General features: G+C 47.7%; 15 protein-coding genes. 12 read left to right on the top strand and 3 right to left on the bottom strand.

The genetic code is table 11. The annotated features are described in order from the left end of the window. The first annotated feature begins 69 nt into the window (after positions 1-69). Positions 70-354 carry a hypothetical protein gene (locus tag ACH59B_RS08570; RefSeq protein ID WP_017425916.1) on the top strand — a complete coding sequence of 95 codons (285 nt, stop codon included), beginning with the start codon at positions 70-72 and terminating at the stop codon, positions 352-354. Between the two features lie 155 nt (positions 355-509). Then, on the top strand, positions 510-1,844 hold the full coding sequence (locus ACH59B_RS08575) for a DRTGG domain-containing protein (RefSeq protein ID WP_013370334.1): 1,335 nt from the start codon (positions 510-512) through the stop codon (positions 1,842-1,844). A gap of 44 nt (positions 1,845-1,888) precedes the next feature. On the opposite strand, the gene ACH59B_RS08580 is transcribed toward ACH59B_RS08575, so the two are convergent. Then, the gene (locus ACH59B_RS08580; protein WP_016819615.1) at positions 1,889-2,386 is read right to left on the bottom strand and encodes a hypothetical protein; all 498 of its coding nucleotides are present in this window, start codon (positions 2,384-2,386) and stop codon (positions 1,889-1,891) included. A gap of 12 nt (positions 2,387-2,398) precedes the next feature. Further along, entirely contained in the window at positions 2,399-2,728 is a 330-nt protein-coding gene (locus ACH59B_RS08585; protein WP_013309582.1) for a YtrH family sporulation protein, read from the bottom strand. Positions 2,729-2,865: 137 nt separating this feature from the next. Between ACH59B_RS08585 and ACH59B_RS08590 the strand changes: the two genes are divergently transcribed. The 6 genes from ACH59B_RS08590 (at position 2,866) to pyk (ending at position 11,153) form a co-directional block, all read left to right on the top strand. Beyond that, on the top strand, positions 2,866-6,531 hold the full coding sequence (locus ACH59B_RS08590) for a DNA polymerase III subunit alpha (RefSeq protein WP_249507362.1): 3,666 nt from the start codon (positions 2,866-2,868) through the stop codon (positions 6,529-6,531). Positions 6,532-6,699: 168 nt separating this feature from the next. Beyond that, entirely contained in the window at positions 6,700-7,197 is a 498-nt protein-coding gene (locus ACH59B_RS08595) for a phosphatidylglycerophosphatase A (protein ID WP_025364511.1), read from the top strand. 153 nt (positions 7,198-7,350) lie between these two features. Next, positions 7,351-7,539 (top strand): hypothetical protein, encoded by a 189-nt coding sequence (locus ACH59B_RS08600; RefSeq protein ID WP_007429680.1) that lies wholly within the window; start codon positions 7,351-7,353, stop codon positions 7,537-7,539. A gap of 180 nt (positions 7,540-7,719) precedes the next feature. Further along, a complete protein-coding gene (gene accD / locus ACH59B_RS08605; protein WP_016819618.1) occupies positions 7,720-8,613 on the top strand; it encodes an acetyl-CoA carboxylase, carboxyltransferase subunit beta in 894 nt (297 codons plus the stop codon). Continuing rightward, complete coding sequence (locus tag ACH59B_RS08610) at positions 8,614-9,597, top strand: acetyl-CoA carboxylase carboxyltransferase subunit alpha (protein WP_016819619.1); 984 nt, start codon at positions 8,614-8,616, stop codon at positions 9,595-9,597. Between the two features lie 125 nt (positions 9,598-9,722). Continuing rightward, positions 9,723-11,153 carry a pyruvate kinase gene (gene pyk / locus ACH59B_RS08615; RefSeq protein WP_016819620.1) on the top strand — a complete coding sequence of 477 codons (1,431 nt, stop codon included), beginning with the start codon at positions 9,723-9,725 and terminating at the stop codon, positions 11,151-11,153. A gap of 96 nt (positions 11,154-11,249) precedes the next feature. On the opposite strand, the gene ACH59B_RS08620 is transcribed toward pyk, so the two are convergent. Further along, a complete protein-coding gene (locus ACH59B_RS08620; RefSeq protein ID WP_242210736.1) occupies positions 11,250-12,137 on the bottom strand; it encodes a LysR family transcriptional regulator in 888 nt (295 codons plus the stop codon). Between the two features lie 206 nt (positions 12,138-12,343). Between ACH59B_RS08620 and ACH59B_RS08625 the strand changes: the two genes are divergently transcribed. The 4 genes from ACH59B_RS08625 to pstB all read left to right on the top strand — a co-directional run bounded on the left by ACH59B_RS08625 (position 12,344) and on the right by pstB (position 16,061). Next, positions 12,344-13,267, top strand: a complete 924-nt coding sequence (locus tag ACH59B_RS08625) for a phosphate ABC transporter substrate-binding protein (protein ID WP_242210737.1) — start codon at positions 12,344-12,346, stop codon at positions 13,265-13,267. Between the two features lie 105 nt (positions 13,268-13,372). Beyond that, the gene (gene pstC, locus ACH59B_RS08630; RefSeq protein ID WP_242210738.1) at positions 13,373-14,305 is read left to right on the top strand and encodes a phosphate ABC transporter permease subunit PstC; all 933 of its coding nucleotides are present in this window, start codon (positions 13,373-13,375) and stop codon (positions 14,303-14,305) included. After that, entirely contained in the window at positions 14,305-15,201 is an 897-nt protein-coding gene (gene pstA, locus ACH59B_RS08635) for a phosphate ABC transporter permease PstA (RefSeq protein WP_016819623.1), read from the top strand. Before pstC ends, pstA begins: the two co-directional genes overlap by 1 nt. Positions 15,202-15,218: 17 nt before the next feature. Then, positions 15,219-16,061, top strand: coding sequence for a phosphate ABC transporter ATP-binding protein PstB (pstB, locus tag ACH59B_RS08640; protein WP_016819624.1), 843 nt, complete (start codon positions 15,219-15,221; stop codon positions 16,059-16,061). Positions 16,062-16,207: the final 146 nt, after the last annotated feature.

The following is a 16,207-nucleotide window of genomic DNA, read 5'->3' on the forward strand; positions in this document are numbered from 1 at the left end:
TGTCTCATATTCCTTCCTGTCCTCTCATAGACTAGATACATAGAGTCACAGGGAGAGGAAGGGATACGATTGGGTTCATTTAAGAAATGGAAACACGGTTTGTACACACTGATTGCATTGGCTATGGTATTGGTCGCATTACCACGCATCTCGTTGGCAGGTGGTTTGAACTGGGTCAACGGCTTTGGGATGGTATGGGTACTTTTTGCATTGCTTGTCATCGGAGCGAACCTCCATTTTTTGCTGGGTGTAGATGAGGAAAAGCGTAAAACGCTGGAGCGTGTGCGACGGGCCAAAATGCAGCAGTGGCAGATGAAATGGGATAACAAAGCTGACAAAGGCAAAATGCTGTAAGTGTTTCTAGTACGAAGCGGTCTCTTGTAACAAGGGACCGCTTTTTTGTTATTTTCAAAGCAAAGATATCCTAATAACAAGGGTCTAAAACAAAGGGGTTTTGTGGTATAATAGATACAGAATGATACAGATTGAACGTTGGGGGTGTAACAGAGTTGGACGGGCTAGATGAAACAGTTACGAAGCATGAGCAGCTATTGCGTCATATCGAGCAGTTAAAAATAGGCTCCAAAATTTCTGTGCGCAGGTTGGCTAAAGAAATGAGCGTTAGCGAAGGCACGGCTTATCGGGCTGTGAAAGAAGCAGAGAATTTGGGAATTGTCATTACCAAGGAACGGATCGGAACAGTACGAGTGGAGAAGCGTCCACGCGGCTTGTCTGAGCAGCTGACCTTTGCGGATGTTGTGAATATTGTAGAGGGACATGTGCTGGGCGGAAGCGAGGGGCTCGAGAAGCCGCTGCACAAGTATGTGATCGGGGCGATGCGTGAGGAAGCCATGGCTCGTTATATTGACGCAGGCAGTTTGCTGATCGTAGGTAACCGAGAGGATGCGCATTCGCTTGCATTAGAGCAAGGAGCAGGTGTGCTGATTACAGGGGGGTTCGGTACGAGTCGGGAGGTTAAGCAGCTTGCAGACCAGATCAGTCTGCCGATTATTTCCTCGCGTCATGATACATTTACCGTGGCTTCTATGATTAATAGGGCGATATTTGACCGCTTGATCAAAAAGAAAATTATGTTGATTGAAGACATTGCGGCCAGCAAACCGAAGACGCTGACCTTGAAAATCAACAGCACGCTGACCGAATTTGAAGAGCTATCAGCGACCACGGGATATCATCATTTTGCCATAGTGGATGAATGGAATCGTTTAATTGGTATCGTCAGCCGTAAAGATGTGGAAGGACTTCAACCTGAGCATACGATGGATAAATGTATGATCCGTAACCCAATTACGGTCACCTACCAGACCTCGCTGGCTTCTGCTGCTCAAATGATGGCATGGGAAGGTGTAGATTACTTGCCGGTCGTGGACCGCAACCGTAAGCTGCTCGGGTCCGTTACACGGCGTGAGGTGCTGGAGGCGCTGCGTAACGCCCAAAAGCAGCCACAACTTGGCGAGACGTTCGACCAGCTGATCTGGAACGGTTTTGCTGAGGAGCGTAATGAGGACGGATCATTATTTTTTCGCGGCTTTATCATTCCACAGATGGCTACCAATTTAGGGACGATCTCGGAAGGCGTACTGGTCAACGTGATGACACAAGCGGGCTACCGGGCAGCTAGAGATATGAGCGGCAAGGATTATGTGCTGGATAATTTGACAACTTATTTTATTCGACCAGTACAGATTGAGGATGCTGTCGTTCTTCGTCCTTTACTGCTTGAGATGAGTCGCCGCACATGCAAGCTAGAAATTGCGATTTCTCGGGAAAATCATTTGGTGTGCAAAGCAGTGATGACGCTTCAATCCATTGAACATGGTTAATCCACCTCTGGATTGGAGCAGAAGATGGAGTTAAATAGATCGACTTAGTGGCTTTGAGGCAGTCTTTCTTTGGCCTCCAGCCAGATTTGCAGCACACCTTCCATTACAAGCATCGTTTTGACCTGGATTGTATACTCCTTGTCACGAACGGTGTATTTTTTTTGGTGCAGCAACATACGTACCAGCTTGCTGTCAGAGTCAATCTCAAACATATCTCTGCCGCGCAGCACCTCCAGATCACGACTGACGCGGCGAAGAAGCTCTTTCAGATTAATAGAGTCAATTTTTTCAGCCGTGGCTTCCTCCGCAATCAGCTTGATTTCTTTGATGACGGTTTGGCGCTTGCTGTATTTACGTAATGTTTTGTTGTCCTCTTCAGCTTGCTGGAGCTGGAATTGAAGGTCCTGGTTGTTCATCCACAGCTGATTGAAGCTCGCATGCCAGATGGCATTGTAGATCAATCCTCCCGTAATCATACCGAGTACAAAAACGGAGGATAATTGCATAAAAGGGCGCAGGCGCTCAAAGGGAGGGACTCTCATAGTCGTTTCACCTCACGGCCGTCCGTTGCCGCATACCCACTTGACCAGCTCTGCACCCATATGAGCGCCTAAAAAGGCGAAAATCAAATACAATATCTGCTTAATGGCAGGTGACAAATTACCATCCAACATATTGCTCTCAATGACCCGGATCGGGTCCATCGTTCCTCCCACAGCGGCGGCAAGCGCCCATATTTTAATCCTTCCTGCAACCTCCAGCATCGTCTGGGTAGGCGGCTGAAGCGATACTACAGCTCCCATTCCGCCGAGCATGGCTCCTCCGAGCACGATGCCGAAGGCAATGAAGAAGTCGAGAATCGCTTTGGATATAAAAGTGCTCATGCTCTTTTCCTCCTTGGGTATACGAATCAGGACCGCGCTTGTCCGCCCGGGTCTGTACTTTTATTCTATGGGCGCTACTAACGTGGATATGATAAAATAGTTTGAAGAAAATCAAGCGGTGAAGGGAAGAGAAGCGCATGAGTTCATTTGTGCATTTGCATGTTCACAGCGAGTACAGCCTGCTGGACGGCGCGGCTCGTACCGCGGAATTGGTCAAACAGGCATCAGCTTATGGAATGGAGGCGCTGGCTCTTACAGATCATGGGGTCATGTACGGTGCCATTCCTTTTTATAGAGCATGTGTAGAGAACGGCATTAAGCCGATTATCGGGTGTGAGGCTTATATGACGGCAGGATCGCGCAAGGAGCGTGGCAGCCGGAAGGATCAGCCCATATATCATTTAATTTTGCTCGCCAAAAATAAAACAGGCTATCAAAATTTGATGAAGTTGTGCTCCATTGGCCATTTGGAGGGTTTTCACTATAAGCCGCGCATCGATATGGATGCTTTGGCTGCCCATCATGAAGGCATCATATGCTTGAGCGCTTGCTTGGGCGGTGAAGTGCCGCAGCATTTGCTGCATGGTCGGGAAGCCGAAGCACGGCGTGCGGCCGAACGATACCGTAGCATTTTTGGCGAAGATTTTTATCTGGAGCTTCAGGATCATGGTCTGTCGGAGCAAAAACGCGTAAATCCTCAATTGATCGCATTGGCGAAGGAACTGGATATTCCGCTAGTGGCGACGAATGACGTGCATTACTTAACCGAGCCGGATGCTGATGTCCAGGACGTTCTGATTTGTATCGGAACAGGGAAGACAGTTGACGATGAGGAGCGCTTGCGTATACCAACACGTCAGTTGTATCTGAAAAGTCAAGAGGACATGGCTCGTTTATTTCCACATGTAGCAGAAGCCATCGCTAATACGGTGCGTATTGCTGAAAAATGCGAGCTGGAGCTGGAATTCGGCCAATCGATTTTGCCTGAATATCGCCCGCTGCCAGAGGACATGACATCTTCGTCCTATTTGCGTAGTCTGTGTATGCAAGGGCTAGAGCGTCGCTACGGAGGCGATCCTGTATGGGAGCAGCCGGAGGAGCGGGAAAGACTGGACCAGCGGCTAAACTACGAATTAAATACGATTGACAGTATGGGCTTCAGCGATTATTTCTTGATTGTATGGGATTTTATTGCTTTTGCTCATAAGCATAAGATTGCAACCGGTCCGGGACGGGGTTCCTCCGCTGGTAGTTTGGTCGCCTATGTGCTTAATATCACGAATGTCGATCCGATAAAATACAATCTGCTCTTTGAACGGTTTCTGAACCCTGAACGGATCAGCATGCCAGATATAGATATTGATTTTAGCGATGAACGCCGTGACGAGGTTATCGACTATGTAGTACAGAAGTACGGAAATGAGCATGTTGCGCAAATTATTACCTTTGGGACATTAGCGGCAAGAGCCGCAGTCCGTGACGTCGGCCGTGTATTGAATGTGCCGTATGGTGAGGTGGACAAGGCGGCCAAGTTGATCCCGGCGCAGCTCGGTATTAATATCCGGCATGCGCTGGAGATTACCCCTGAGCTGAAGGCTCTGTATGAAACGAAGCCCAAGACACGTGAACTGCTGGATATGGCGATCAAAGTAGAAGGAATGCCTCGCCATGCTTCGACACATGCGGCGGGTGTTGTCATCTCGCGGACTCCATTGACCGATGCGGTTCCGCTGCAAGAGGGGAGCGAAGGGGTTCCTTTAACGCAGTACTCAATGGAAAATCTGGAGCGCATTGGTTTGTTGAAAATGGATTTTCTTGGACTACGTACGCTCTCCATTATTGAACGGTGCATGCGCTGGGTTGCGGAGCAGCATGGAGAAACACCTGACTTTAGCCGTATTCCCGACGATGACCCGCATACCTATGACTTGCTGGGCAAAGGGGATACAGGGGGCGTGTTCCAGCTGGAGTCGGCCGGTATACGCCGGGTACTCAAGGATTTGAAACCGAGTGTTTTCGAGGATATCATTTCTGTCCTGGCTTTGTATCGTCCGGGCCCAATGGGTTTTATCCCCAACTTTATACAGGCTAAGCACGGACAGATTGAGGTTTCTTATCCGCATCCTGATCTTGAACCGATCTTAAAGGATACGTACGGTATTATTGTGTATCAGGAACAAATCATGCAGATTGCATCGCGCATGGCTGGCTTTTCCTTGGGAGAGGCCGATCTGCTGCGCCGCGCGGTGTCTAAGAAAAAACGCGAGGTGCTGGATCTGGAGCGGGGTCATTTTGTCGAAGGCAGTATTAAACAGGGGTACACAGAGGAGGAAGCCGGCAGGGTTTACGATATGATCGTCCGTTTTGCTGACTACGGTTTTCCGCGTGCCCATGCAGCTGCTTATGGTGTGCTAGCATTCCAGACGGCTTATCTTAAGGCCCATTATCCAGTACAATTCATGGCTTCCATGCTGACGGCCGTCATGGGAAGTCATCGAAAAGTGGCTGAATATGTCGTCGAATGCCGTCGTATGGATATCGCAGTGTTGCCGCCTGATGTGAATGAGAGTGGGGTGCTGTTTACCCCATTACAGCAGGGTGATATCCGCTTTGGACTGGCTGCCATTAAAAATGTCGGCACACAAGCAATGGAAAGCATTCTTGCTGTTCGTAAGGAACGCCCTTTCGACAGCTTGCTCGATTTTTGTCGACGCGTTGATTTGAGGGTGTGTAATAAGAGAGTGATTGAATCGCTCATTCAGGCAGGGGCATTTGATTCATTGACAGGCCATCGGGCACAGTTGCTTGCCATGCTGGATGAAACGGTGGATGCAGCTGCCAAATGGCGCAAGGAACGTGACGATTTGCAAATTGATATGTTTGGCTTTGTGGAAATGCCTAATTGGGATATTGAATACCCCAATGTACCTCCATTTAGTACCAGCCAGCAATTAGAGCTGGAACGCGAACTGCTGGGACTGTATTTGTCTGGGCATCCGCTAGATGATTTTGAGTCGCTGCTGGAAAGCAGCCAAGCGGATCGTCTGATGGAGCTGAGCGACGTGCCAGATGAAACAGTTATTGTAACCGCAGGCATGGTGGTGTCACTCAAGACGATTACGACCAAGCAGGGAAAGGCCATGGCCTTCATTGAGCTGGAGGATCAGATTGAGCGCTGTGAGGTTGTGCTGTTTCCTGAGGTATGGAAGCGAAGCCAGCAGTGGATTGAAAAGGGTGCCTTGCTTGCACTACGTGCCAAGATGCAGCAGCAGGACGAGCACTTCAAGCTCCTTGCGGATGAGGCAGCCCCGCTGGCGGAAGACGCGTTGGCAAGACTTCTTCAGCGCCGGCGTACCGGCGCACGTTCGTCCGCAGCAACTGCAACATCCGTGCCAGCTGCTGACAGTCCGGGCGGGAGAGCGCCGCGTATGTCGCCCTTGCCTTCAGCAGCCGCTCCATCAGCTTCGCCGCAGCAGAAGGCGGCTCGTCCCGTAGCGGCCCCCTCACAACGCGGAGGCGAAGCGGCTCACGGTGAGCAGGTGCCTTCCCCGCGCGGCTCGGAAGCCTCCGCCCGTCAGCGGGTGTTTGTCAAAATCACCCGCCAGGCCGAGGCGGACGCCAGCTTGCTGGTCAGCCTCAAGGCGTTGCTACAGGAGCATCCCGGTGCTGTGCCTACCGTACTTTTTTACGAGAGCAACCAGCGTCTGCTGGCGTTGAGTGATGCTTACAGCATTAAGCCTTCTCCTCAGCTTTTTGATCGAATGGAGTCGATGCTAGGTGAAGGCACCGTGAAAGTCAAATGACAGACACACAGCAACCCGCCCTTATTGTAACGGTTTAATGAACATTTTCCTTCCCTTTCGCATACACTTGGAAAACTGGCGGAACAGGAGATTCAACACGTGTCCTGCACCATTAGGTCCCGCACGGTGGAAGAATTAGAACTGCATGGTGAAAGCGGGAGGGAAATTATGTCCTATGAATATGCAGAAACCTTGTTAAATCGCAGAGGCATTCGGATCGAGTCCATTGCGGACATTGTTTTTCAGCTTCAGCTAAAATATTATCCTCATTTGACTATGGAAGAATGTGTAGAAAGTGTCAAAGCGGTTTTGCAAAAGCGAGAGGTACAATATACACTGCTGACAGGCATTGCACTCGATGAGCTGGCCGAAAAAAAACTTCTTCCCCAGCCACTTCAAGCCATTATGGAGGCAGACGAACCGCTGTATGGAGTGGACGAGACAATGGCTCTTGGCATTACGAGCGTGTACGGCATGATTGGCTTGACCAGTTTTGGCTATCTGGATAAAGAAAAGATTGGAATTATCGATAAGCTGAACCAAAAAGGCAGTGGTATTCATGTGTTTTTAGACGATCTTGTCGCCGGATTGGCTGCCGCCGCTTCTTCGCGTATTGCCCATCGGAGCCTTCATGCCAAGCATTATCCTGCATCATTGGATGTTTAATTGGCCTGAATAAACAGAATTAATGATTATCTAGGCCCTCCGACGGAACTTGAATGATCAGGAGGGCTTTTGTTGCGGGAAAAAAGTAAGGTATGTTATCATGAGTCTATTATATGGGCTCAAAACTTGAGGCTTAGGGGGTAGAAACAAGGCATGTGGACGGTGATATATATTGCACCGACGGCCAGACTGGCTGACATGATTAAGCTCAAACTGTCTGAAGAAGGTTTTATGGTGCAGACCCGGGCCATCAGTGCATCCAAGCAACAGTTTGAGATACTTGTGCCTTCGGGTGAAGTCGAAGAAATACAGGAAGTGCTTAATTCGATTTTGCGCCCTTGAGTCCGGAACGGCGGAAGTGATACAGCAGCATGAATGGAACAAAGGATGCACGATCGGCGGTAATGTTGTATTAACAGGCGTTGACGTGTGTATGAACATAATGCTTAGAGGTGCCGCATCGACGGCAGAGGACCTTGTATCGGTTACGGCTGACAAATAAACGGCTGGAGAGGTGTAGTTGTGTTTAAAGATTTATTCCAAAAGAAGCGTAAATACGCGACCATCCCTTCGGAACGGGCGCTGAGCGGCGATCAAGCGGACATGCCGGATCGTCCCAAACGGGAAATTCCCGAAGGTCTTATGACCAAATGTGGCAAGTGTGGAAGTATTCAATACAGCAAAGAGTTGGAGAAAAATTTGAAAGTGTGTCCGGTGTGCGGATACCATATGCGTTTGAATGCAATGGATCGCATTCGCATGGTGCTCGACGAAGACACGTTTACGGAATATGATGCCGATATGATTTCGGTTGATCCGCTGGACTTTCCGGGATATGCAAGTAAGTTGGAGCAACAGACCCTGAAATCTGGCCTGCGCGAGGCTGTCGTTACGGGCGACGGCCTTATTCATGGGCATCCTGTTGTTGTAGCGGTGATGAGCTTTGACTTTTTTACAGGCAGTATGGGCTCGGTCGTTGGAGAGAAAATTACGCGTGCCATTGAGCAGGCGATTGACAAGCGCTTGCCGCTTATCATCTTCTCCACATCCGGCGGGGCACGTATGCAGGAAAGTATTCTGAGTCTGATGCAGATGGCCAAAACAAGCGCTGCTCTCGCTCGTCTGGACGAGCAGGGATTGCTCTATATTTCTGTGATCACTGATCCGACTACAGGTGGAGTCTCCGCCAGCTTTGCTATGCTTGGAGATATTATTATTGCAGAGCCAGGTGCTGTATTTGGTTTTGCAGGTCGCATTGTAATTGAGCAAACGATCAGACAGAAGCTGCCGGATGATTTCCAAACTTCCGAATTTAATTTGCAGCACGGACAATTGGATATGGTTGTACATCGCAAGGAACTGCGTGATACCCTTGGGCAATTGCTTGATCTGCACAGTGTGAAAGGGGAGGAATAAATGGCTGGCGAATTGCCTTATGAAAAGCCCCTGGTCGAGATGCGACAGAAGATCGAAGAACTTAAGCAATTCGGACAGGACAAGCAAATTGATTTTACAGATGAAATTAACCGTCTGGAAGAACGTTATCTCCAGATGGAAGAAGAAATATACACGAACATTACAGCATCGCAAAAGATGCATCTGGCTCGTCATCATCAAAGACCAACGTCCCTTGATTTGATCGAGCAGGTGTTTACAGATTTTATTGAATTGCATGGCGACCGCTTGTTCGGAGACGATCTGGCGGTTGTGGGCGGGATTGCCAAGCTAAATGGTATTCCGGTGACCGTCATTGGTCAGCAACGTGGTAAGGATACGAAAGATAACATTGCACGCTTTTTTGGTAGTGCTCATCCGGAAGGATTCCGTAAAGGCTTGCGGCTGATGCAGCAGGCTGAAAAATTTAAGCGTCCTATTATTACATTTATTGATACGAAGGGCGCTTATCCGGGTAATACAGCAGAGGAGAGAGGTCAATCGGAAGCGATTGCCCGCAATTTGCGGGAGATGGCAAAGCTTTCGGTGCCTGTTATTTGTGTGGTCATCGGCGAGGGTGGAAGCGGCGGTGCGCTTGCGTTTGCAGTGGGTAACCGTGTGCTGATGCTGGAACACGCCATTTATTCGGCTATTTCTCCGAACGGCGCAGCCTCGATTCTATGGAAAGATGCTTCTAAGGCAGATCAGGCAGCTGAAGCGATGAAGATCACCGCTAATGACCTCCTGCGCATGGAGATTATCGAGGATATTGTGCCAGAGCCGAAAGGGGGCGCACATCGTAACTATGAAGTGACTGCTGCCGCAATCAAGGAGTTATTAGAACGTCATTTGGCAGACCTTACGAATATGAGCTGCGATGAATTGAGAGAAGACAGGTATCAAAAATTCCGGAAAATAGGACAATATACTTTCTTAAAACCTTCGGAATCTGAACCTATGTTGTAATACGCTGGAAACGGGTAACAATAAATATGACGAACTTCCTATACAAATAGGAAAAAGTGTAGTAGATTTAATTGTTGGAAAAAGATATAAAGAGTAGCACCTTTGAAAACGGAGGAAAAACCCAAATGCGCAAAACTAAGATTGTATGTACCATCGGTCCTTCCAGTGAATCATTGGAAAATGTGAAGAAACTGATTATGGCTGGTATGAACGTAGCCCGCCTGAATTTCTCTCACGGTGATTTCGAGGAGCATGGCAACCGGATTAAAAACATCCGTCAAGCTTGTAAGGAGCTTAACAAAAATGTTGCTATTTTGCTCGATACGAAGGGGCCGGAAATCCGGACAGGAAAGCTCGAAGTTGAACCTATTGAGCTTGTTCAGGACGAGTTCATTACGCTGACAACGGAAGAAATTCTCGGTACGCAAGATCGTATCTCCATTACGTACAAGGATCTTCCCTCGGACGTGGAGCCCGGCTCCACCATTCTGATCGACGATGGTCTGATCGGACTCACCGTTATTGAAGTATCAGGCACTGAAATCAAATGCCGCATTGTCAATGGCGGAACGATCAAAAGCAAGAAGGGCGTTAACGTTCCAGGCGTTGCTATTTCATTGCCTGGTATTACGGAGAAAGATGCGAATGATATCATTTTTGGTATTGAGCAGGACATTGATTTCATCGCGGCTTCTTTTGTTCGTAAAGCAAGTGATGTACAGGAAATTCGTGAATTGCTGGCGAAGCACAACGCAAGCCACATTCAAATCATCTCCAAAATAGAAAATCAGCAAGGTGTTGACAACCTGGATGAAATTTTGGAAGCTTCGGATGGTCTGATGGTTGCCCGTGGTGACCTCGGTGTGGAAATTCCTGCTGAAGAAGTGCCTCTGGCGCAAAAATTGATGATTAACAAATGTAATGTAGCTGGCAAGCCTGTTATTACAGCAACACAAATGCTGGATTCCATGCAACGTAACCCGCGTCCGACTCGTGCGGAAGCAAGTGACGTAGCCAATGCTATTTTTGACGGAACAGATGCAATTATGCTGTCCGGCGAAACAGCTGCGGGTAAATATCCGGTAGAATCTGTATTGACCATGTCACGTATTGCCGAAAAAGCTGAGTCTTCTCTGAACTACCGCGATTTGTTCAAAAAACAAAGAACGGCTCAAGAAATTAGTATTACAGAAGCAATCAGCCAATCCGTTTCTATTTCTGCACTTGACCTGCATGCCAAAGCAATCCTGACGTCCACGCAAAGCGGAACAACGGCGCGTATGATCTCTAAATACCGTCCTGAAGCTCCGATTGTCGCTGTGACAACACAGGAAAGAACAGTTCGCCGTTTGGCTCTGATCTGGGGCGTACATGCAGTACAAGGCAGACCCATCGTTGACACAACAGATAGTCTGTTTGACAATGCGCTGGAAGGTGGCCGCAAATCTGGCCTCGTTAAAGAGGGCGATTTGGTTGTGATAACAGCGGGCGTACCTCTTGGTGATTCCGGTTCCACGAACCTGATCAAAATTAGCTGCGTACCAGCACAAGCGTAATTGTAGTCCCCGCAAAGTAATACAGGGATGGCATTTACTCGTTACAATAAGTAAAGGAGCATTCAGGTCCATAAGACCTGAATGCTCTTTTTTTTGTTAACTAGTTCTTATTCCTTCTCGTCGTATAAAATCAAGGAATGCCTGTTGCATCATGTTCCTATGTGTATCTTGTTGATACACGATGTTTATTTGATAATGGCTCTTTGTGCTGTCAGCTTCGGGAAAAGGAAGCCATTCCACCGAGGGGACAGTATGATCCTCGATACGAACTCCGCAGGCAGGAAAGAAGGCAAGCGCGTCACCGCCACTTACCACTTGCTTTACTGCTTCCCAAGAGTTGATTTCCAGATGGGATTTAATTAGCGAAGAATAGGAATCTACAACGGATGGCCCGCTATATTTTACCCATATGTGCTTATCCAGCGTATCGAGCCCATTGATGTCCAGTGACTTGGATGTCTCTGCCGATGCAGAGCGGATAATCCCCACCTGATCTGAAGCCACTGGTTCTGCCACAGTATTCTCCAGAAGAGATTCTCCATCGTCGAGAAAAGCAAAATCAACTTCTCCGTCTTTCAGTAGCTGCTTGATTACATTCGGAGATTGAATTTCTAACTGAATACGACATTCTGGATATTGCTGAGCAAAATCAGCCATGATAGTCGGGAGAAGATACATGCCCGAAATCGACTCTGCACCTAGACGTAGTTGACCCTTTGATTGTTCTGTCAGTTCATTTACAGCTTGTCTGGCGTCTTGCTCGAGAGAGAGAATCTGTTTTGCGTAAGGGAGCATTTTTTTACCAGCCTCAGTGAGCATAGTCCTCCCTTGTTGGAGAGAGAATAAAGTTGCACCCATTTCCTTTTCCAGACTTTTCATATGGAAGCTGACGGTGGGCTGTTTGATCTGCAAAGTTTCAGCTACCTCCGTCGCTTTATGGAATTTGTCGATCAGCACTAAGATGCGCAATTTTAAAATATTCATGGAATCGAACAATTCTCCTTACTTGATATTTATGCGTGAATTCACAATATAGATTAATTATATACTGAAAAACAATTTATCTATCAATATTTTATATTTGTTTTACAAAACCTAGTCGTTCGTCTAACATTCCAGGCCTACAATGTAAAAGTGTTGATGGTCATAAATAAAAAACCGTCACTTAACTAAGGGGAGGACAATAAAAAATGTTGAAAAAATGGCCGTTCATTCTGATGACTCTCACCATGGTATTTGCACTTGCAGCTTGCGGATCAGGTAACAATGCTGCACCACAAGGAAACGCTGCTGCAGGAACAGACAACAAAGCAGCTGCTGAACTGACAGGTAACATTCTGGCTGTTGGCTCCACTGCACTTCAACCATTGGTAGAGCAAGCGGGACAAAAATTTATGGCTGTCGATAAATATAAAGGCATTGCGGTACAAGTGCAGGGTGGCGGTAGCGGTACTGGCTTGACTCAAGTTTCCGGTGGACAAGCGGATATCGGTAACTCTGACGTATTTGCAAAGGAAAAACTGGAGAGCGGCGCAGAAGAGCTGGTCGATCACCAAGTAGCTGTTGTAGCTATGTCAGCGGTAGCGAATCCTAAAGTAGGCGTAACAGACCTGAAAAAAGATCAACTGGTACAAATCTTCACAGGTAAAATTACGAACTGGAAAGAAGTTGGCGGTGCAGATCAAAAAATCGTGATCGTGAACCGTCCAAGTAGCTCCGGTACTCGTGCAACCTTTGAAAAATACGCGCTGGGACAAAAAACAGAAGATCTGCCAGGCTCCATTCAGGAAGATTCCTCTGGTACTGTGAAAAAGCTGATTGCTGAAACACCTGGTGCGATTGGTTACCTGGCTCTGTCCTACATCGACAACACAGTTACTGCTTTGAAGTATGACGGTGTGGAAGCTAACGTTGAAAATGTAGAACAAGGTAAATATCCAGTGTGGGCATATGAGCATATGTACACCAAGGGTGAGCCAAAAGAACATGTAAAAGCATTCTTGGACTACATTCTGTCTGATGAAATCCAAAAAACAGACGTTGTAGACTTGGGATACATTCCGGTATCAGGTATGCAAGTGAAACGTGATGCTGACGGTAATATCACGAAATAAGGAGAGCGATCTCCTGTTCGGATGAACGCAGCTAACGCGAGTATATTCACGAAGAAGAGGCGGACTAGCGTCCGGCCTCTATTCTTCGCTTAAAGGAGTTACAGTATGGAACCAATTGAAGGGAAGGCATACATGGAACAGAAAAAACCATCCCGAGTTATGAAAGAAAGACATTACTGGGAAGAATGGACCGGCCGCATCTATACGTCGGTTTGTGTCGTTTTTTTAGTTGCAGTCATTGTCTCCATCGTATATTTTGTTGCCTCCAAAGGTGTAGCTACATTTGCGGTGAATGGAGTCAGTCTGCGAGAGTTTTTCTTTGGAACCAAATGGAGCCCGGATGGCGAGCCCAAGTCCTTCGGCGCGCTTCCGTTCATTACGGGTTCTTTTGCCGTAACCATATTAGCGGCCTTAATTGCCAGTCCGCTTAGCTTGTGTGCAGCTTTGTTTATGACGGAAATCGTGCCAAAATCGGGTAAACGTATCCTTCAGCCTGCCATTGAATTATTATCCGGCATTCCGTCGGTCGTCTATGGCTTTGTCGGCTTGACCGTAATCGTCCCACTGCTGCGAAACGTGTTCGGGGGACAAGGCATCGGTATTCTCGCAGGTTGCCTTGTGTTGTCGGTTATGATTTTACCGACAATTACGAGTATTATGGCGGATGCGTTGTCTTCTTTGCCGGGAGGCCTGCGTGAATCCTCTTATGCATTGGGGGCTACCCGCTGGCAGACAATTGCCCGTGTTATTATCCCGACGCTGCTGCCTGCTCTTTTAACAGGAATTATTCTCGGGATGGCTCGTGCCTTCGGAGAAGCATTGGCTGTACAGATGGTCATCGGGAATGCTCCGCACATACCGCATTCCTTGCTGGAATCCGCTTCGACCTTGACCAGCGTCATTACACTTAGCATGGGCAACACAGCGATGGGCTCCGTTCATAACAATGCACTCTGGAGTATGGCGCTTGTTCTTCTGCTCATGACATTCATTTTCGTGCTGCTGGTTAGGCTGCTTGAAAGGAGAAACCGGGTTTGATGAAAGCTAAAACGACCGACAAGATCGCTACATTTGTAATCTGTTTCTTCGCCTTGTTCATTGTTGCACTTTTGGTGGGATTGCTGGGCTTCATTTTGGCCCGTGGAGTCAGTCATATTTCTTTTGACTTTCTAACCAGTGCTCCGCAAACGTTACGTGCAGGTGGCGGCATTGGTCCGCAACTGTTTAATTCTGTATTTTTGCTAATCTTAACTTTGATTATCACCATTCCAATTGGCTGGGGCGCCGGCATTTACATGGCGCAATATGCAAAGCCGGGAAAAATTACGGACTTCATACGACTTGTCGTCGAAGTATTGTCCTCGTTCCCGTCGATCGTCATTGGATTGTTTGGACTATTACTCATCGTCAATACATTTAATTTTGGCTTTTCCCTCTTGTCAGGGGCGCTGGCTCTAGCCGTATTCAATCTGCCGCTGATGGTTCGCACAACTGAGCAGGCTTTCCGTGCTGTACCGAAGGAGCAAAAGGAAGCCGGACTTGCGCTCGGATTGTCCAAGTGGAAAATCATTACCTCCATTTTGTTGCCAGCAGCGCTGCCAAGCTTGATTACGGGTACCATCTTGGCCGCAGGCCGTATTTTTGGGGAAGCCGCCGCATTGCTGTTTACAGCAGGGATGAGTACACCGCCGCTTGATTTTACCGATTGGAATCCATTGCATGCCAGATCGCCTATTAATCCGATGCGACCTGCCGAAACATTGGCTGTTCATATTTGGAAGGTCAACAGTGAAGGCATTGCTCCTGACTCCAAAGATATCGCCGCAGGCGCTTCTGCGGTATTGGTGCTGCTCGTTCTGGTCTTCAACTTGAGTGCAAGATGGTTCGGAAGAGTCGTTTACCGTCGGTTGACAGCTGCCAAACGAATGGATTAGAAAGGGGATGGAGAACAATGGAACATGTGATTACACGAACGGCAAAAACCGCCACACCAGCAACATCCGTTCAGTCTACGCGTTCAGAACAACTTGCGGGGCAAGCGCCACATCCGTTCAGTACTGAGGATTTGAGTATTTATTACGGAAGCTTTGAGGCCGTGAAAAAAGTAAACTTAGCTTTTCCAGAGCAGACCGTGACCGCCCTGATTGGGCCTTCCGGCTGTGGTAAATCGACTTTTTTGCGTTCCCTTAACCGAATGAATGATGAGATTGCGTCTTCATCGACAACGGGACATATTTGGATGGACGGACAGGATTTAACGGCACCTGAGACGGACGTGATCAAGCTGCGTCAGCAAATAGGCATGGTGTGGCAACGGCCTAACCCTTTTTACAAATCGATTTATAATAACATTGCGTTCGGTCCTAAATACCGGGGAGTGCGCAAAAAGAAGCAGCTCGATGAAATCGTCGAAAGCAGCCTGCGTAAGGCGGCATTATGGGATGAGGTCAAGGATCGTCTTCACGATTCGGCTCTTGCTCTGTCTGGCGGGCAACAGCAGCGGCTTTGTATTGCACGTGCACTTTCCGTTCAACCGAAAATTCTGTTGCTTGACGAGCCAGCTTCCGCACTGGACCCTGTGTCTACAGGCAAGGTGGAAGAGCTTATTACCGAATTGAAAAAAGAACTGCGCATCGTTATTGTGACGCACAATATGCAGCAGGCTGCACGAATTTCCGATTATACTGCCTATTTTTATGTTGGAAGTTTGGTGGAACATGGGAAAACAAACGATATATTCACCAATCCTGAAAACGAGTTGACTCAAGAGTATATCATGGGTCGCTTTGGATAAGCCGTCCAGATTGACGACTTGTTATAGATATAAAACATGATAAACATCTTACTAATCTAGTATTGGTAAGATGTTTTTTTATTAGTTTAGTAAACTCTTACATTTGTATATAATAAAATATATTGATTATTTGGTTATATTTTCAT

Origin of the sequence: Paenibacillus sp. DP01 (genome assembly GCF_044784315.1) — a bacterium.
Taxonomy (GTDB): Bacteria; Bacillota; Bacilli; order Paenibacillales; family Paenibacillaceae; genus Paenibacillus; species Paenibacillus polymyxa.

Coding starts and splice junctions, on each gene's coding strand:
- ACH59B_RS08580 (WP_016819615.1), bottom strand. CDS start 2,386: ATGAGAGTCCCTCCCTTTGAGCGCCTGCGCCCTTTTATGCAATTATCC.
- ACH59B_RS08585 (WP_013309582.1), bottom strand. CDS start 2,728: ATGAGCACTTTTATATCCAAAGCGATTCTCGACTTCTTCATTGCCTTC.
- ACH59B_RS08590 (WP_249507362.1), top strand. CDS start 2,866: ATGAGTTCATTTGTGCATTTGCATGTTCACAGCGAGTACAGCCTGCTG.
- ACH59B_RS08595 (WP_025364511.1), top strand. CDS start 6,700: ATGTCCTATGAATATGCAGAAACCTTGTTAAATCGCAGAGGCATTCGG.
- ACH59B_RS08600 (WP_007429680.1), top strand. CDS start 7,351: ATGTGGACGGTGATATATATTGCACCGACGGCCAGACTGGCTGACATG.
- ACH59B_RS08610 (WP_016819619.1), top strand. CDS start 8,614: ATGGCTGGCGAATTGCCTTATGAAAAGCCCCTGGTCGAGATGCGACAG.
- pyk (WP_016819620.1), top strand. CDS start 9,723: ATGCGCAAAACTAAGATTGTATGTACCATCGGTCCTTCCAGTGAATCA.
- ACH59B_RS08620 (WP_242210736.1), bottom strand. CDS start 12,137: ATGAATATTTTAAAATTGCGCATCTTAGTGCTGATCGACAAATTCCAT.
- ACH59B_RS08625 (WP_242210737.1), top strand. CDS start 12,344: ATGTTGAAAAAATGGCCGTTCATTCTGATGACTCTCACCATGGTATTT.
- pstC (WP_242210738.1), top strand. CDS start 13,373: ATGGAACCAATTGAAGGGAAGGCATACATGGAACAGAAAAAACCATCC.
- pstA (WP_016819623.1), top strand. CDS start 14,305: ATGAAAGCTAAAACGACCGACAAGATCGCTACATTTGTAATCTGTTTC.
- pstB (WP_016819624.1), top strand. CDS start 15,219: ATGGAACATGTGATTACACGAACGGCAAAAACCGCCACACCAGCAACA.